Here is an 18,008-nt window from a genome sequence, read left to right on the forward strand (position 1 = left end):
CCTGGCCATCAAAATTCACTCAACAACAATCTAGATAGCATTGACCCAACCACAATTAAGGAGAACACCATGATCGGGACCGTAGTCGCTCAAAAGTTTGAAAACATTGCCACCTGGATGAAGCCCAAACAATCCACCGATCTCCCCCATGTGTTGAAAGGTGTATTTTTTATGGATGGCAACCCCCTGCCCGATGATTGCATCACCATGTACAACCTGGACTGGGATGAACAACAGAATCGGTTGACATTGCCGGTCACGGCCCCCGCCCAGTGGACCTTTCACCGCAACCTCTTTGGCCTAGTCCTGCTGCGTGGCGCTCAACTGGCCGGGTTCCGATATAGTATCCAGTTTGAAGATGCTACCCTTAAAAATGCGCAAATTATCCCCATCGCCTTTGGCATCCCCGTACCGCGATGGATTGTGGATGCCACCATGTGCCAACACGAGGGCACGGAAAATGGAGAACTGTGGGACCGTAAAAATGTTTGGCTGGGGGGCGTACCCAGGGTAGGCGAATACGTTCTACGCCGCATTGTGGACGAAAATGGCCAGTACACCCCGGCCTTCCAAGATATGCTTAGCAAAGTGGACCCTGAATGTTTGGTAGTCCAATAATAAATACAGTGGCAACCATGGGCTAGGGCACAGAAACTTTCAACGGATAGTTTGGAGTAGTGAAAACCTGGCGGCGGCGATAGGTTACGAATCAGCCGCATCAAAACTGGCCAGGTACTGGCCATAGCCCGCCGCTTCTAAATCGGCCAGGGGGATAAAGCGTAGCGCCGCCGAATTAATGCAGTAGCGTAGACCCGTTGGCGCTGGGCCGTCTGAAAACACATGGCCGAGATGGGAATCCCCCTGACGGCTGCGTACTTCGGTGCGCACCATAAAGAACGAACGGTCTTGCACCTCAACGATGTTCGCCGGTTCAATTGGCTGGAAAAAAGAGGGCCAGCCAGTACCGGAGGCAAACTTGTCTAAGGATGAGAACAGCGGCTCCCCCGACACCACATCCACATAGATACCTGGCTTTTTATTATTCCAGTAGGCATTTTTAAAGGGCGGTTCGGTGGCATTTTGCTGGGTTACGGCATACTGCTGTTCGGTCAGCGTAGCCTGCAGTGACTCATCATCCGGCTTCTGAAATACACCGCCGTTAGTCTGGGCCACAGTTGGTGCCAAATTCAAGGTAGCCGCTTGCACCGGAGCAGGGGCAAAAATCGTTACCCCAGCTAGCATCACACACACCAGAATAATCCAGGAAAGTCGTCTCATTAGCCCCTTAACACTGCGTACAAATATATGGCCCGTAGCCGAAACGGACATCGTTTCAACAGCGGGCCTATAGTTAGCATAACGATATTTTGCGACGATGTTTCTCATGGAGAGAAACAAACGCCAGCGGCACCTAGAGCTGATCTAAATATCCAAATCTGCCATATTCAGCTTCGGACCGTAGGTTTCAATAAACTCACGGCGGGGGGCGACTCGGTCACCCATGAGCACGGTAAATATGCGCTCTGCCTCGGCAGCGTCTTCAATTTCGACCTTTTTCAGGGTGCGGGTCTCTGGGTTCATGGTGGTATCCCATAGCTGCTGGGGCATCATCTCACCCAAACCCTTAAATCGCTGCACATTGTACTTGGCATTGTCGGGCAGGGCGCGGATACCTCGCTGTAGTTCCTGCTCGCTATAGCAATAGGTGTGATTTTTACCGCGCTCTAGTTTGTACAGCGGCGGGCAGGCGATATACACAAAGCCTTGATCGATCAGCGATCGCTGGTAGCGGTAGAAGAATGTGAGCAACAGGGTACGAATGTGGGCACCGTCTACGTCCGCGTCTGTCATCAGACAAATGCGATGGTAGCGCAGCTGGGCTGAGTCAAATTCTTCGCCCTTGATGCCTAAACCCAGGGCCGTAATTAACGACTGGACCTCGTTGTTTTTATAAATCTTGGCATCGTCGGTTTTCTCAATGTTGAGAATCTTGCCTCGCAGGGGCAAAATCGCTTGGAATCTGCGATCGCGACCTTGCTTGGCACTACCCCCCGCAGAATCCCCCTCTACGATAAAGATTTCCGATTCTGCCGGGTCACGGGAGCTACAGTCCGCCAGCTTACCCGGCAGTGTAGACGACTCTAGCACCGACTTACGTCGCACCAGATCGCGGGCCCGGCGGGCCGCTTCCGCCGCATTAAAGGATTGGATGGCCTTCTCTAAAATCGAGTCCACCACACTGGGGTTGAAGTCGAGATACTCGCTCAGGGTTTCACCAATCAGCGAATCCACAATGCCGCGCACCTCGGTATTCCCCAGCTTGGTTTTAGTCTGGCCCTCAAATTCAGGCTCCGGCACCTTCACCGAAATCACCGCCGTCAGACCTTCCCGAATATTTTCCCCCGCCAGGTTAGACTCGTTGTCCTTCCGCTTGTTGCGCTTACGGGCAAAGTTATTCATGGTGCGGGTGAGCACCGCCTTTAAACCCTCCAGGTGGGTGCCGCCATCCACGGTGCGAATGTTGTTGGCAAAGCCCATCAGGTTATCCGAGTAGGCATCCACGGACCATTGCAGGGCCGCTTCCACCTGCACCCCATTTTTCTCACCGGTGACATAAATAATGTCCGGATGGATATGCTGCTTCTCTTTATTAATATATTCAACGTATTCCCGAATACCGCCTTCATAGTAGTAGCGGTTGATCTTGGGCGCATCGGTCTTAAGCAGCTCTAGACGATGGTCGGTGAAGGTAATATCGACGCCCGCATTCAAATAGGCCAGTTCCCGCAAACGCCCCGCCAGGGTGTTGTAGTCAAACTCAACGGTTTCAGTAAAGATGGTGTTGTCGGGCTGAAAGGTGACAGAAGTACCGGTGCGATCGCCCGCTCCGCTTTCTATTTTCAGTTCCCCCTGGGCTTCGCCGCGCTCATAGCGCTGCACATGTTCTTTCTTATTCCGCCAGACGGTCACTTCTACCCATTCAGATAGGGCATTGACCACGGACACACCCACACCGTGGAGCCCCCCGGATACCTTGTAGCCGCCGCCGCCAAACTTACCCCCGGCGTGGAGGACGGTCATCACCGTTTCTAGGGCCGACTTACCGGTGCGAGAATGCACATCAGTGGGAATTCCCCGGCCATCATCGGTGACCGTAACCGAACCATCTCGATTCAAATCGATGGTAATCGTCTTACAATAGCCTGCTAGAGCTTCGTCAACGGAGTTGTCAACAACCTCGTAAACTAAATGGTGCAAACCCCGCGGCCCGGTGGTACCGATATACATCCCCGGTCGCTTGCGCACAGGCTCCAGGCCCTCAAGCACCTGAATCTGATCAGCACCATAGTTGGTTGTCATGCTTTCCTATCTCCTAAGACGGTCGCAAAGCCGCAGTAGCGTTAGAAATGAAATTGTGCCCTCGGATTCTAGCACAAAGGGGTTAAAACGGATTCTGAATGGATTTTAGAAGCCATATTTATTAGGGATGGATCAAAAAATTTTACACACAGAATATTTAGGCGTTTTTCGTTGGCTATAGAGAGTTTCCAAAATAGTTCCTATGTACCATCTCTGATTATAGTCGTTGGCCCCACGGCATCGGGTAAATCTGGCTTAGCTTTACAGCTGGCTCAACGACTAAACGGGGTAATTTTGGGAGCCGATTCGCGGCAAGTATATAAAGAATTTGATATTGGCACCGCTAAACCGAGCAAAGCGGACCAAGATTTAGTGCCCCATTATTTAATTGATATATGTAAACCGACAGCAACTCTGACGGTGGCAGATTACCAGGGGGAGGCTCAACGGTTGATCTGTGACATTCATCGAGGCCAAGGGCAAATGCCCTTTTTGGTCGGTGGCACTGGGTTGTACGTCAATGCGATCGCAAAGGGGCTAATCATTCCTAAAGTTGCTCCCCAGGAAACCCTGCGTCAGCAGTTAGGGACCTTAGGCCAACCGCAATGTTATGCATTTTTACAACAGGTCGATCCCGCTGCTACCCAACGCATCCATCCCAATGATGCTGTTCGCACCCTGCGCGCATTAGAGGTTTATTACGCCACTGGTCAACCCATTTCAGACCAGCAGGGGGAAAATCCACCGAACTATTCCATGGTTTACATAGGATTAGACTGCGGTGAAGACCTGCGCCAGCGGATTGAGCGACGCACCCACCAAATGATAGACGCTGGGTTTGTGGATGAGGTGGAAAGGTTGATCAATCGTTACGGTGGGGATTTGTCGCTACTAAATACATTGGGCTATGCGGAGATTAAGCAGTATTTGGCTGGGGATATTACGTTAGCTGAGGCGATTATGTTGACGGTGAGGCATACGCAGCAGTTTGCGAAGCGGCAAAGGACTTGGTTTAGGAAAGAAAGGGCGATTGAGTGGTTTGATAGCAATGATCCTGAATTAATTGGGAAGGTTTGGGGGTATTTGCAAGGGGAATTGGGTTTTCTCGGATCGGAGAGGGAGCAAAACCGGTTGCTTGGGGTCCCTCCGAGTTCCCCAAACCCCCATGGTTAGGGCGGAAACCGCCGCCCTAAGACCCGGCGGACTAGAGGGTTTGGGAATGTGGCAAATTGGGTTGAGGGGTCGTCGGTAAAGCGGTTTAGAATTGTGCGCTCGGTCGCGCACAATTCTAAAAAGGGTGATCTAAGGGGAATGCACATAAATAAAATCCCCATCACAGAATATGTCGTAGGACCTCCTCCCCTTCTTAAGGGGAGGTGCCGTAGGCGGAGGGGTCTGGACCGATAGCGCTAACTGTCGATAACCCCCTGTAAGTCCCCCTAAGCCCGAAGGGCAGGCTTCGCCAACGTAAGGGGGACAGCACACCTCAAACATGTCTCAAAGAGGTAGATTATTTTCATGCAGACGCCTAAGGACTTGGTTTAGGAAGGAAAGGGCGATTGAGTGGTTTGATAGCAATGATCCTGAATTAATTGGGAAGGTTTGGGGGTATTTGCAAGGGGAATTGGGTTTTCTCGGATCGGAAAGGGAGCAAAACCGGTTGCTTGGGGTCCCTCCGAGTTCCCCAAACCCCCATGGTTAGGGCGGAAACCGCCGCCCTAAGACCCGGCGGACTAGAGGGTTTGGGAATGTGGCAAATTGGGTTGAGGGGTCGTCGGTAAAGCGGTTTAGAATTTTGCGCTCGGTCGCGCAAAATTCTAAACAGGGTGATCTAAGGGATCGAGGCTTAAAGTTATCGAGACCCACAGAAAAATATTTCGATTATTTTTAGATTCGCAGTTACCCAACAAACTGCCAAAAAGATTAGAAAACCTATCCCTTTTACGGTGTGGAGCGAACGCGGAACAGCGTAATCCACCCAACCACACCCCAGTGCAACCACTCCTAGCCATTCCCCCACCCACCTCTCGTGCGAGGGGCCTGGGGAAGTCGAGTTCCCCAGATCAGGAGGGGAAACCCAATACGCTTGATTGGGATAGCGTTGATATTTCCAAAAAGGGAGGAAATCCCTGAGCAATCCCTTACTCATAGACCAACGACTAGAACCACTTATCTAAAAACAAAATAAATATCGATAAATCACCCACGTTATCCTCGGGCAAACACAAGACCACCCCTAACTCCTCAACCCATGACTCTTCCCAATCACCCAATGCCGCCGAAAATACCGCGACAAACTAGACTCCTCTAAGGTCAAACAAATCGGCCGACCATGGGGACAGGTTCTTGGATTCTTGGTCCGCTGCCAATCTTCCAAGAGTTCTTGCATGGCCGCCAACTCCAACGGTGTGCCATTGCGAATCGCGGTGCGACAGGCGGTGGCCACCATGGCACTTTCCACATCCCCCCCCAGGCTTAGCTCCAGTAGGGCCTCGGCACAATCTTCTCGGTTTGCTAAGGGCACCGGCACCGTACGCACCGCCCACAGATTCTCTCCAAATAAATCTATATCTAAACTCAGGCGCCGTAGCTGTTCTACCTGGCGACTGGTGAGCTGGCTTAAAATGATGGCCGGTTCGATGGGTACGGTCTGCCAGGCTGCTTGAATGCGTTCGTAAAGCACCCGCTCGTGGGCAATGTGCTGCTCCACCAGACACACCCCGCCAGGATGCTCGGCCACAATATAGGTGTCTTGCACCTGGGCCACGGCCTTTAACTGGCTGGGTAAGTCTTGGCGGTGGACGCCATATTTTTCAGGGGCTTCGGCGGTTTTGAAGAGTTGTTTTGTACGCTGGGTATAGGCATCGTCAGCCAGGTTAGATAAGCGCAGTGCTTTTTCCACGGCAATGGCGATCCGATCGCACCATGCGTCCGTATCCTGTAAATAAATCTCGGACTTGGCCGGATTGCGGTTCCAATCTACCTGGACGGCGGGCACTTGCAAATGTAAAAAACACACCGGGTAGCGATCGCGGGGCAGGGTGCGGCGAAAGTTATAAATTAACGATTGCACCAAAATTGGCGCGGTCACCGTACGGCCATTAATGGCCACCCGCACCCAATCGGGCCGCCGCCGATGGCACCGATCCGGCAGACCCACTAATAGGTCTAACTGGCCATGGCAGCCTAGCTCATCAGCATCGAGACTAATTTGTTCTAAATCGTGGACGGCCACATCCCGCAGCAGCTGGGGTAAAACAGATTTTGCACTGCTCCCCGGCCATAGGGTAAACCAATCTTTTTCTCCCTGGGCTACCTGCCAGGTAACCTGGGGATGGCACAGGGCCAACTGCTGCACCGTTTGTTGCACCTGCCGTAGCTGCTGGGGAACGGATGGCAATACCTGACGGCGGTTGGGCAAGCGGGCAAACAGATTGTTGGCCGTTACCACCGTGCCCGGAGCGATCGCAACTTCTTCGATTTCTAGGATCATCCCTTCGGCGTCGTAAACCACCCGCCAGCCGCCACCGTCCGCCCCTCGGCTACGAATTTCCAACTCCGATAGCTGGGCCAAACTATGGAGCGCTTCCCCCCTAAACCCAAGACTGTGAATCTGACTCAGATCATCACAGGTACGAATTTTGCTGGTGCTATGGGCGGTGGCGGCCTGTTCTAAATCTTCTCGCACGATACCTGCGCCATTGTCCGTCACCCGCACCCGCCAAATCTCGGGCCACAGGTGAATCGTAATGCGCGTCGCTCCCGCATCCAGGGCATTTTCCGATAGTTCACGCACCACCGCCGACAGAGAGTCAATCACCTCTCCAGCCGCGATCAGGCTGATCACCTCCTGGGACAAACGCTGAATAATGGAATCAGTGGTAATGGTGCAGGCTCCCTGAAAAATGATGCATTCCCAAATTATCGCGAAAATTAGGAATTCCTAATTCTAAATTCCGAATTCCTAATTCGCCCTCTGATGTACCATGGCTGCACTTCAGCCGGGATTCGCCCATAATGTCGGACACCTACACCCCCAATTCCATCGCTAAAATTCAGACCCAAAAGGCGAAGATGCGTCGCTCTTTGCTGAAGGCACGGCAGGCGATGCCGCCCCAGGTGTGGCAACAAAAATGCGATCGCATCTGCACTCACATCAACCAGTGGTCGCGGTTTCAATCGGCCCGCACTGTTTTAGCCTACTGCAGCTTTCGCAACGAACCCGACCTAGGCACCCTGCTGGCAAAACAACGTTCCTGGGGGCTACCCCGATGCCAAGACAAAGACCTAATTTGGCATCGCTGGTTTCCCAGCTGTAGTTGGCCGCTCAAATCGGGCACCTACGGCATCACCGAACCCGATGCCACATCGCCCCAGGTGGACCCCCACAAAGTCGATTTAATCTTAGTGCCCGCCGTGGGCTGCGATGTGCGCGGCTATCGCCTGGGCTATGGCGGCGGATTCTACGATCGCATGCTGGCCCAACCCTGCTGGCAAGGCAAAACCACCATTGGCATTGTGTTTGAATTTGCCCGCCTGCCCAAAATCCCTAAGAATAGCTGGGATAAACCCCTGAGCGGCATTTGCACCGAAAGCGGTCTATTTTTATCCAGCTAAGCACCAAACCCCGACAGCACATATTTACCAACCATTTGCCCCGACTCCACCCGTTGGTGCGCGCGCGCCAAATTAGCCGCCGTCAGGGGTCCACCCTGTTCGGTCATGGTTGTTTTTATAATCCCTCGCTCCACCAAATCAGCCACCCGATTCAGCAATTCATGCTGGGAAACCATGTCGTCCGTTTCATACATGGCCTTGGTGAACATAAACTCCCAGGCAAAGCCAACACTCTTATTCTTTAAAACAGTCAGATCAAGGGGTTCTTTCGCCGAAACAACCGCACAAATTCGTCCCTGGGGCTGAATTATATCCGCCATTGCCTGCCAGTAATAATTCACATCATTGAGACAGAGAATATAGTTCACCCCCGCCAGGTCAACCCGATCCAGCTCCGCCACCAAATGCCGCTGATGATCGAGGCAAAAATCAGCCCCCAACTGCAAACACCACCGCTTAGAAACATCCCGAGAGGCTGTCGCCACCACCGTTAGCCCAGCATATTTTGCCAACTGAATGGCCATGGAACCCACGCCGCCAGCCGCGCCAATAATCAAAATAGAGGTCCCAGCATTGTGTTGCGGATCTAAGGGAATCAACAACCGTTCGAACAAAGACTCCCAAGCGGTAATTGTGGTCAATGGCAGCGCCGCCGCTTCCCCATGGCTCAAGCCCCCGGGCTTACGCCCAACAATGCGCTCATCCACCAAGTGATATTCACTGTTACACCCCGGCCGGGAAATACTACCGGCGTAATACACCTCATCCCCAGGCCGAAACAAGGTAACATCTGGCCCCACCGCCGTTACTACGCCAGATGCATCCCACCCAAGAATTTTCGGCACTGACAGTTCCCCTGCCACGGATGCTCGCATTTTACAGTCGATGGGGTTGACTGAAACCGCCTTAATGTGAACCTGCAAATCGCGCCCCTTGGGAGGTTCTGCACCTAAGACATGCTCAACAAAACATCCAGCCTGATCCACAGGTAAAAACCGAGTAACGCCCAACCCTTTCATGCTTCACCCCACCAACTTTTCAAACCACAAACCGACAACGTTGCATTTTACTGAATCAAGGGGAGATAGGGCGCATACAGCACCAAACCACTAAATTTGAGTCTACGGCCTTTAGAACGTCACCTGAAGCAACGCCAAAGCATATCAGCATAAAGTACAGCCGCCATTTTGAGAAGACTCTCCAAAACGTCTTTTAGCTAACAGACTAACTACACAACGATGTGGTTATATACCTAAGACACAAAGGCAGGACATAGACTACAAAAGCTTTTCGCTTATTCTACAAGAAAATAAAATTCTGTTCTCCATGTCTTCATAACCCACGGACAATCCCTTCCGGTGTAGCCTACGTTACCTACTGCAAGGTAAATCACAAACTTTTTTTCTTCGGTGATTTTGTTACGGTTTTTGTGATTTTGTCTGCTAGTGTAAAGATTATTATATTGCGGTTGCTATTTTTCTCGGAACAACAATGGCAAACAACACAACTTCGGCTGTTAAGGCGTTCATTTCGGCATACGACAGTGAACCCTTAACCTATACAAATCTGGATGATTCGCTCGAAGCAGTTTGCTGCAGAGCATTTTTCAGAGACTTGATTCTGGCATTCGTGAACAGTCCCGCTTTCTCTGAAGAATTAGGGAAAGAATTTGCAGCAGCAGATGCGATCGCAGGTTTATCCGCCTGTCGTAGTTTGCGCAGTTGTCTCAATTTCTCCATTGGTCGTTTCTTTGGCTTACTGGCTGAGGTGATTTCCGCCTTCAGTCCAGACGCCGGCACCGAGTGGACTCAGTTTGCAACCCGAGTTCACCAGTCCAACGTGGGCGGAAACAAACTGCTAGAGCGTCTGCTTCGTAGCGCCGACAGCAAGTTCTACCAAGACTTGGCAGCGAACCTTGTCGACGAAAATCCCCACGCCATCTATCCCACCTCAAGCTACCGCGAGAGTGAAGCCCACGTAGTCAGCACCGGCGACGACCAAATCATCGAAGCCGTGATGACCTCACGTACCTTCACATCGATTCGTGTTGTCGAGAACTGCTTAGACCCCGAAGAAACAGTTCTGCGGGATATGTACATTGCCCACGGACGCTGTGTTTGCCTAGTCGACCAAAATGTCGAAAGCTACTACGGCGAACAAATCGAACAGTACTTCAACCACCACGGTATTCATCTAGAAAAGTTAATTTACCGTGCCATGGAAGTCGACAAAGGCATCCACACCGTAGAACGGATGTTGGGAGACTTCAAAATGATTGGCGTCTGCCGGAATGAGCCCGTACTCATTATCGGCGGGGGTGTGCTCACCGACACGGGCGGTCTTGCCTGCGCGCTCTACCACCGCAATACGCCCTACGTCATGCTTTCCACGTCTATTGTGGCCGGTATTGACGCCGGTCCATCTCCCCGCACCTGCTGCGATGGCTTTGGCTACAAAAATCTCTTTGGCGCTTACCACGCCCCTGTTCTATCCCTCACCGACCGCTCTTTCTTCAAGACCCTGCGCCAAGGCTGGCTACGGCACGGCATTGCCGAAATCATCAAAATGGCAACCGTCAAAAACTTGGAGCTGTTTGAGTATCTAGAACAGGCTGGCCCAGAACTGATCGAAACCCGTTTTGGCACTCTCAACTGTGAGCCCAATGCCAAAATTAGCGTTCTTTCCCAAAAAATTCTGGGTGCCGCCCTTAGGAGCTATGTAGAGGCAGAATACGACAACCTCTACGAAACGCACCAATGTCGTCCCCATGCCTACGGCCATACCTGGTCTCCTGGCTTCGAAATCGAAGCAGGTTTGCTCCACGGTCACGCCGTCGCCATCGGGATGGGCTTTGGCGCCTACGTCAGCTACCGCGACAATTGGATCACAGCCGAGGAATTCCATCGCATTCTGAAGCTCATCAGCTCCTTCGGCCTCAGCCTCTGGAACGATGTTCTGCTGAACAAGGAAACCGTCTGGGCCTCCCAAGAGAAAATCGTTGAGAAACGTGGCGGCAACTTGGCAGCGCCCCTACCCAAGGGAGCCATTGGTAAGTGCGGTTACCTCAACACCATGTCCCAGGAAGAACTGAACGAAGCCATCAACACCTACCGCCAAATTTGCCAAGACTACCCACGGCAAGGTCTGGGTATTGATCCACTGTGCAGCGATGTCGGCCTAGAAGATCCATCCACTGTGGGCCACAGCCTGATGGAAACCGTCAAAACCCACGCCACCGAAACCCCAGAGGTTCTCTCCCCTGTTTAGAACACTCTCCTGATAGCCGTGTAGGGGCACTGCATGCAGTGCCCCTACGCATCATTTTCAGTCCTAATCGTCCCCACGCTTTGAGACACCCACCATGGCACCAGAAACATTTGACATTGTTATCCCCCTATTCCGCACTCGCTGGAACACCCGAGCCGTTTTAGAAGGACTAACAACTCACTATAGCCCCCGTGCCATCCATATCATCACCCTGCCAAATGAAGTAGAGCCATTGCAAAATGTCTCCAAAAATTGGCAAACAGCCCCCCTACACATCCATAACGAAGAAATCTTCTTCCAAGCCAACACTGGGCTCACAAAAACAGCAATTTGCGAAGAACTCAACCTAGGAAAATCTCTCTACAACCCTGGTTGGTTCTATCAGCAGCTCCTCAAGCTAGGAGCCTTCGAAGGTATTCCTGACCTCAGCGAATGGTATTTAGTGTGGGATAGCGACCTACTGCCCGCAGCTACCTGGCCAGCCATCCGTGGGCAAGGTAACAATACTGAACATGTTTTTGCCCTGCTGCAACACAACGCCTATGGCAATCCAGCCATCGTCAATAAATGGGGCACCTGGATTGAATCTGTTTTAGGGGTCACCCCCTTGACTGATGCAGTGGGCACCTTTGTTCCCCACCACATGTGGTTTAAGCAAGAATATCTCCAATCCTTCGCCGCCCAGGTCAAGCAATATTACAAGTCCGACCAAAGCTGGCTATCATTGATGATGCGTTCCGCCAATGATTTTGGCACATTTAGCGAGTATTGGGCCTATATTTCCTGGGCAGCTGTCCAAGCACCCGAATCCGTCTCCTTTTATCCTTACAAACAATACGGCGAGACCACCGAGCGTTTCTTTGACGATGGCACTGCCATGTTCTCCACCACCCTGAAAAAGCATCTCTCAAGAGAAGATGCAACCGACACAGCATTTTCACCTTCCTACGAGGAAGTGAATGCATTTATTCGGGCTGAATATGGAGAAGACAATCTACCCTCATCCATCGCCTTCGAAAGCAGCCCTCGCCATCTAAAAAAGAATAGCGAAAATATGCACATCGAAGAAACGCGCTCCCGCTGGAATCCCAGGATGGCAGCAGAAACGGCAACAGTTTAATTAAAAACAAGGGGAAAGCCTGCTTGTACCAAAGCCAATTTCAGGATGCCCGATTCAAAATAGGCACTCCTGTAGCCCCTCCCTTACCCTGCCAGCCCCGTCGCCGCCTGCTTCACCACATCCAACAACTCCAAGGGCAGTTTCAAACTATTCAGGTCCACGCTGCCCGGCTTCGGTTTCTTCTGGGGACCGTGGTAGTCACTGCCACCGGTCATCAACAGGTCATACTGCTTACACAAATCTGCTAGCACTGCTTCCTCGCTAAAGCTGTGCTGAGGGTGGTAGACCTCCACCCCCATCAGCCCCGCCTTCACCAGCTCAGGTAAAACTTCGTCCACAATGCCGCCTCGGAATAAGTAGGGGTGGGCCCATACGGGTACGGCACCACAGCTTCGCAGCAGCGCAATCCCCTCCGCAGCAGTAAATTTTTCGTAGGGCACATAGGCTGGGCCATGGTCGCCAATAAACCGCTGAAATGCTTCTTGGGCAGATGTGACATGGCCTGCAGCCACCAGCGCATTGGCAATGTGGGGCCGACCGGGGGCCATGCTGCCAGGCATGGGGGGCAGATCGATGGGAAAGCCCAATTCAGCCAGCCTATCCACCATTTTCCTGGCCCGCCGATGACGTCCTTCAATGCGCGCATTTAGGGGAGTTTGCAGTTTTTCAGGATTGGGATAAAACCCAAGAATGTGCATGGAGCGATCATTGTAGGTGGTGCTCAGTTCAATGCCCGGCACAATCTCTAACCCGTGGGGTTGGGCGGCTGTGCGTGCTTCTTGCCAACCAAAAATCGTGTCATGGTCAGTAATGGCCAGCGCCTTGACACCTTTTGCCACCGCCCGCTCGACTAGTTGCTGTGGGGTAAGGGTGCCATCGGAAAATGTGGTGTGGCAGTGAAGTTCAAGCATTTTGCAAATTAGGAAAGGGGAAAAAAGGGGAAAACCCTGTAGGGGCTGGCCTTGTAACTGGCCAGGATCAGATCAGCAAGCGGCGTAGCTGCCCTAGCGATTAGGACCCACCTCAATTATGGACGGATTTCGCGCCCCATACCCCAACTGGAAAAAATAATGATTTGTTGATACAACTCGATATTTATTAAATTGCCTGTGTAGTATGTCCATACGTGATTGCAGCTCACCTATGGGTCCCCGAAAAATTCTAATCTTGGCAGTCAATCCAAAAGATACAACTGAGCTGCGTCTGGATGAAGAAATTCGTCAGATTAAGGAAGCCCTAAAGCTTTCGGAGGGCCGTGCCAACTTTGAGCTAATTATTGAACCCGCCGTACGCACAGGCGATCTACATCGGCACCTTTTGCAGCACAAACCCCACATAGTTCACTTCTCAGGCCATGGTGTAGGGTCACGGGGGCTGGCCTTTGAAGATAAAAACGGTGTGGCCAAGCTCATTAGCACCGCGACGCTGACCCGGCTATTTCGCCTCTGTGGCGGCGTAGAATGCGTCTTGCTCAATGCCTGCCATTCCGTAGCCCAGGCCGATGCCATTTTGGAGCATGTGGACCATGTGATCGGCATGAATGATGCCATTGGCGACCAGGCATCGATTAAATTTGCCGAGGGGTTTTATGACGGATTGGGCTATGGCCGCAGCTATGGCGATGCCTTTGAGTTTGGGTTAGTGGGCATTGGGGCGGAGGGGATACCGGAGGAAGAGACGCCGGTTTTACGGATGAAGGGGGAAGGGGTAAAGGTGAAGGGGCAAACCCCGGAGGGTGGGCAATGCCCACCATTGGAAAAGGCCCCAACCCCAGCCAACATTCAAAAAAAGCGGGTATTTATCAGCTACAAGCGCAATGTGGCCACCGATGAAGGGATTGCCTTGCAGCTACATGCAGCGCTCCAGCAAAACAGCTCGGTATTTATCGACCAGCAAATGCTGGTGGGCACCCGCTGGGTGGAACAAATCGAAAAAGAAATTCGCCAGGCCGATGCGCTGATCGTTTTACTATCGGCCCAGTCGGTGCATAGCGAAATGGTGCTGCAGGAACTTGAGCTAGCCCATAAAATCGCTGAGGACAACGGCGGCAAACCCAGAATTTTGCCCGTGCGGTTGGGGTATCGCGAACCGTTTCAGCATCCCTTGAGCGTATATCTAAACCCAATTAACTGGGCGCTGTGGGATAGCGAGGCGGATACACCAGGGCTGATCGCAGAACTGGAGCAGGCCATTGCCGGTGGGTTGCTATCCATTGATGAGCGGCGCAAGGCAGAGATTATAAAAATTCCGCCCAAACCCGATATTCCCCAGCCGCTGCCGGTGGCCCAGCCGGTGAAAACTGCCAACCTGGAACTGCCCGAAGGCACCATGGACACCGCCTCGGATTTTTACATCGAGCGGCACTGCGACCAGATTGCCCTAAATGTGATCCAGCAGCAGGGGGTGACCATGACCATCAAAGGCCCTCGGCAAATGGGCAAAAGCTCATTGCTAAACAGAATTATGGAAGCTTCGGTGGAAGCGGGCAAACAAATTGCCTTTCTAGATTTTCAACTATTTGACCGGGCCGCCTTGCAAGATGCGGATGAGTTTTACCAACAGTTTTGCTTTTGGCTCACCGATGAGCTAGATATGAACGACGAAGTGGAAACCTACTGGAAAAAGAACCTGGGCAATCCGCAGCGGTGTACCCGCTACGTGGGTAGGCATATCCTCAAAAATCTGGACCAGCCCCTGGTGCTAGCCATGGACGAAGTGGAGCGCATCTTTGATACGCCATTTCGCAATGACTTTTTTAGCATGTTGCGCAGCTGGCATAACCAGCGGGCCAGACCCAGTGCCGCCGGAAAAATCTGGAAGCAGCTTGATCTCACATTCGTAACCTCCACGGAGCCCTATCAGCTAATTGCAGACCTAAACCAGTCGCCGTTTAATGTGGGAGAGAATCTACGGCTGCAGGATTTTGATGCCCAACAGGTGCATCAGCTCAATGCCAGCCACGGTGCGCCCCTAAGTGCGGTAGAAGAACAGCGGCTAATGAAACTGGTGAATGGGCACCCCTACCTGGTGCGCAAGGCGTTATATTTGATAGCCAGTGGTCGCATGATGGCCCAGGAATTATTTGCCAAAGCACGGGAAGAGAATGGTCCCTTTGGCGATCATCTTAAGTATCATTTGTTTCGCATGTATGGCAATAAGGAACTGGTGAAAGCATTTTTAAGGATTTTGCGAGAACAGACCTGCGATGACGAGGTGATGTATTTTCGGTTGCATGGGGCAGGGCTAGTGTCGCGGGATGGGCAGAGTGTGTTTCCGAGATGTCAGTTATATGCGGATTATTTTGGGGAGCATTTGAGTTGATGAAAGAAATACAGCAGCGTATTCGCAACCTTTCCTTACTCAGATACTGTTGGGGAATTCACCAGTTGGCAACATTTGCAATGGGGCAAACATTGTTCAGGCCCCCAAGCCCTCAATTCTGGGGGCTTCAGAAAGGAATTCTTCACAAGGCTTGTGGGAGGATGAAAACTCAAAGTCCCCCAGCATTGGGGGATTTAGGGGACCTCCGAAAGGTTGGCTATGTTACGAAGTCATTCGCTAGGGGAAACCCACCCCGTGGCCCCTCCCAGGAGGGGATTAGGTTTTCTCTTTTCGGCGAGTAAGTAATTGCAGTTCTGGATACAAGATCAGGTGTGTGAGGAGCTTTGACCATGGCAGGTTCGATTTATACCACTGGTGGCACTGTCCAGGCCGGAGGCGGCATCTACCTCTCCCGCAAGGCTGATGATGAGCTGTTGCAGCTTTGCCGTGAGGGACAGTTTGCCTATGTGCTCACCTCCCGGCAGATGGGTAAGTCGAGCCTGATGGTGCAGACGGCGGAACGGTTGGAGGAGGAAGAGATTACGTCGGTGATTATTGACCTGACAAAGATTGGGACGACGGTGACACCGGAGCAGTGGTATTTGGGGATACTCACCGAGATTGACGAGAGCCTAATGCTCGATACGGATATTTTTGACTGGTGGGAAGAGCATAATCACCTGGGGGTGACCCAGCGGCTAACGCGATTTTTTGAAGAGATTTTGCTGAGCGAAGTGGAAGGACGGATTGTGTTGTTTGTGGATGAGATTGATACGACGCTGAGCTTAGGCTTTACGGACGACTTTTTTATTGCAATTCGGTATTTTTATACGGCGCGGGCGCAGAAGGAACAGCTGGGGCGGCTGTCGGTGGTGTTGATTGGGGTGGCATCACCGGGGGATTTGATTCGCGATCCGCAGCGGACGCCATTTAATGTGGGGCGCAGGGTAAACCTAACAGATTTTAGTTGGGAAGAAGCGCAGGGGTTTGTGGAAGGGTTAAGGCCTGCCCTGAGCGGTGCCGTTGGCGAAGCCTTCCCAGAGGGAATAGGGGGAAAAGGGCTTGCCCTGAGCGGAGTCGAAGGGGAAGGGGCGGAAGAGATTTTGCGGTGGGTGTTGCAATGGACGGGGGGACATCCGTATTTGACGCAGCGGCTGTGTCAGGGGGTGGTGGAGAGTGGCCGTACCCAGTGGAGTGCGGCGGCGGTGGAGCGGCTGGTGGAGGATTTGTTTTTTCGCGGTGGGGTGCGGAATGATAATAATCTGTTGTTTGTGCGGGATATGTTGACCCAGCGAACGCCGGATGGGAATGGGTCGGTGTATGAGGTGTTGACGACGTATGGGGAGATTTGGCGAGAGCGGGAGCTGGTGCTGGATGAGGAACAGTCGCTGATTAAGTCTCATTTGAAGCTGGCGGGGGTGGTGCGGCGGGATGAGACGAAAGGGTCGTTGCATGTGAGTAATGGGATCTATCGGCAGGTGTTTGATGAGGGGTGGGTGAAGGAACACTTGCCGGTGAATTGGGTCAAGCGATTACAAAGGGCGCGGGCGCTAATTGGTACTTTGGCTGCGGTGACGATAGTGGCGTTAACGTTTGGGACATGGGCAGTATCCGCACAGAAGAAGACTGATCGAGCACTTAAGAGTGAAAAAGCCGCCCTTGAAGACGTTAAAGCACAAAAAGCTAGAGCCGATGACGAGAAAAAACGTGCAGAAGATAATGCCAAAGTAGCTCTTGATAATGAACAATTAGCTCAAGACCAAGCTATAGAAGCTGACAAACAAGCACGGGAAGCAGAGAAGCAGGCTAAGCGAGCACAAGAACAAACTGTCATTGCAGAACAACGACGGGCAGAAGCGCAGGAAGCGACACAACGGGCAGAAATAGCCAGAAATGCAGAAGCACAACAAAGGCAGGCTGCAGAAGCAGCACAATTAGCGGAGGCGGAACAACGAACACTAGCGGAAGCCAGGGAAGAAGAAGCTAATACGCAGAAAACCTTGGCACAAGCACAAACTCTAATTGCTCAGGAGCAAACAATATTGGCTCAGGCCAATGGATCTAAAGCTTTTTTATTGGCTAAACAACCTTTACAAGGGTTAGCTACAGCGGTTACCGCTTGGCAGACAGTCCAGGAGGAAAATATTACAGATGCAGAGATTTCTCTGCCAGCAAATGCTGCACTAATGCAAGGTGTTTACAATAACAAAGCGTTTAACCTCAACAATCCTCAAAGACAGAATAATCCATATCCACGTCAGGGCTTTCGCGAAAAAAATCAATTAAAGGATCATAGCGCTAGTGTCTGGAGTGTCGCCTTTAG

The 18,008-nt window shown here is 52.1% G+C and carries 12 protein-coding genes; 7 read left to right on the forward strand and 5 right to left on the reverse strand.

From position 1 onward, the window contains the following. The first annotated feature begins 69 nt into the window (after positions 1-69). Positions 70-618 (forward strand): hypothetical protein, encoded by a 549-nt coding sequence (locus tag IXB28_RS07560; protein ID WP_215617967.1) that lies wholly within the window; start codon positions 70-72, stop codon positions 616-618. Positions 619-702: 84 nt separating this feature from the next. Here IXB28_RS07560 and msrB read toward each other — a convergent pair whose 3' ends face one another. Next, positions 703-1,278 carry a peptide-methionine (R)-S-oxide reductase MsrB gene (gene msrB / locus IXB28_RS07565; RefSeq protein WP_215617968.1) on the reverse strand — a complete coding sequence of 192 codons (576 nt, stop codon included), beginning with the start codon at positions 1,276-1,278 and terminating at the stop codon, positions 703-705. A 144-nt stretch (positions 1,279-1,422) separates the two neighbouring features. Next, positions 1,423-3,360: a DNA topoisomerase (ATP-hydrolyzing) subunit B gene (gyrB, locus tag IXB28_RS07570; RefSeq protein WP_215617969.1), complete on the reverse strand. Its 1,938-nt coding sequence runs from the start codon at positions 3,358-3,360 to the stop codon at positions 1,423-1,425. A 171-nt stretch (positions 3,361-3,531) separates the two neighbouring features. Here gyrB and miaA point away from each other — a divergent pair, with 171 nt between their 5' ends. Continuing rightward, positions 3,532-4,533, forward strand: coding sequence for a tRNA (adenosine(37)-N6)-dimethylallyltransferase MiaA (gene miaA, locus IXB28_RS07575; protein WP_216862989.1), 1,002 nt, complete (start codon positions 3,532-3,534; stop codon positions 4,531-4,533). Between the two features lie 1,063 nt (positions 4,534-5,596). Here the strand turns inward: miaA and mutL are convergent. Then, positions 5,597-7,246: a DNA mismatch repair endonuclease MutL gene (mutL, locus tag IXB28_RS07580; RefSeq protein WP_215618105.1), complete on the reverse strand. Its 1,650-nt coding sequence runs from the start codon at positions 7,244-7,246 to the stop codon at positions 5,597-5,599. Between the two features lie 131 nt (positions 7,247-7,377). On the opposite strand from mutL, the gene IXB28_RS07585 reads away from it, so the two are divergent. Continuing rightward, the gene (locus IXB28_RS07585; protein WP_215617970.1) at positions 7,378-7,977 is read left to right on the forward strand and encodes a 5-formyltetrahydrofolate cyclo-ligase; all 600 of its coding nucleotides are present in this window, start codon (positions 7,378-7,380) and stop codon (positions 7,975-7,977) included. On the opposite strand, the gene IXB28_RS07590 is transcribed toward IXB28_RS07585, so the two are convergent. Beyond that, positions 7,974-8,996 carry a zinc-binding alcohol dehydrogenase family protein gene (locus IXB28_RS07590; RefSeq protein ID WP_215617971.1) on the reverse strand — a complete coding sequence of 341 codons (1,023 nt, stop codon included), beginning with the start codon at positions 8,994-8,996 and terminating at the stop codon, positions 7,974-7,976. The genes IXB28_RS07585 and IXB28_RS07590 overlap by 4 nt on opposite strands. 472 nt (positions 8,997-9,468) lie before the next feature. Here IXB28_RS07590 and IXB28_RS07595 point away from each other — a divergent pair, with 472 nt between their 5' ends. Both IXB28_RS07595 and IXB28_RS07600 read left to right on the forward strand, forming a co-directional pair. Next, positions 9,469-11,244 carry a sedoheptulose 7-phosphate cyclase gene (locus IXB28_RS07595; RefSeq protein WP_215617972.1) on the forward strand — a complete coding sequence of 592 codons (1,776 nt, stop codon included), beginning with the start codon at positions 9,469-9,471 and terminating at the stop codon, positions 11,242-11,244. A 94-nt stretch (positions 11,245-11,338) separates the two neighbouring features. Next, complete coding sequence (locus tag IXB28_RS07600; protein ID WP_215617973.1) at positions 11,339-12,364, forward strand: DUF6492 family protein; 1,026 nt, start codon at positions 11,339-11,341, stop codon at positions 12,362-12,364. An 83-nt stretch (positions 12,365-12,447) separates the two neighbouring features. Here the strand turns inward: IXB28_RS07600 and IXB28_RS07605 are convergent, their stop codons facing one another. Beyond that, a complete protein-coding gene (locus IXB28_RS07605; RefSeq protein WP_215617974.1) occupies positions 12,448-13,275 on the reverse strand; it encodes a PHP domain-containing protein in 828 nt (275 codons plus the stop codon). Between the two features lie 232 nt (positions 13,276-13,507). Between IXB28_RS07605 and IXB28_RS07610 the strand changes: the two genes are divergently transcribed. Further along, a complete protein-coding gene (locus tag IXB28_RS07610) occupies positions 13,508-15,685 on the forward strand; it encodes an AAA-like domain-containing protein (RefSeq protein WP_246559686.1) in 2,178 nt (725 codons plus the stop codon). Positions 15,686-16,035: 350 nt separating this feature from the next. After that, positions 16,036-18,008: AAA-like domain-containing protein (locus tag IXB28_RS07615; RefSeq protein ID WP_215617976.1), on the forward strand; the 1,973-nt coding region annotated here is incomplete at its 3' end.

The organism is Leptothoe kymatousa TAU-MAC 1615 (assembly GCF_018739865.1).
GTDB classification, from domain to species: Bacteria; Cyanobacteriota; Cyanobacteriia; order Phormidesmidales; family Phormidesmidaceae; genus Leptothoe; species Leptothoe kymatousa.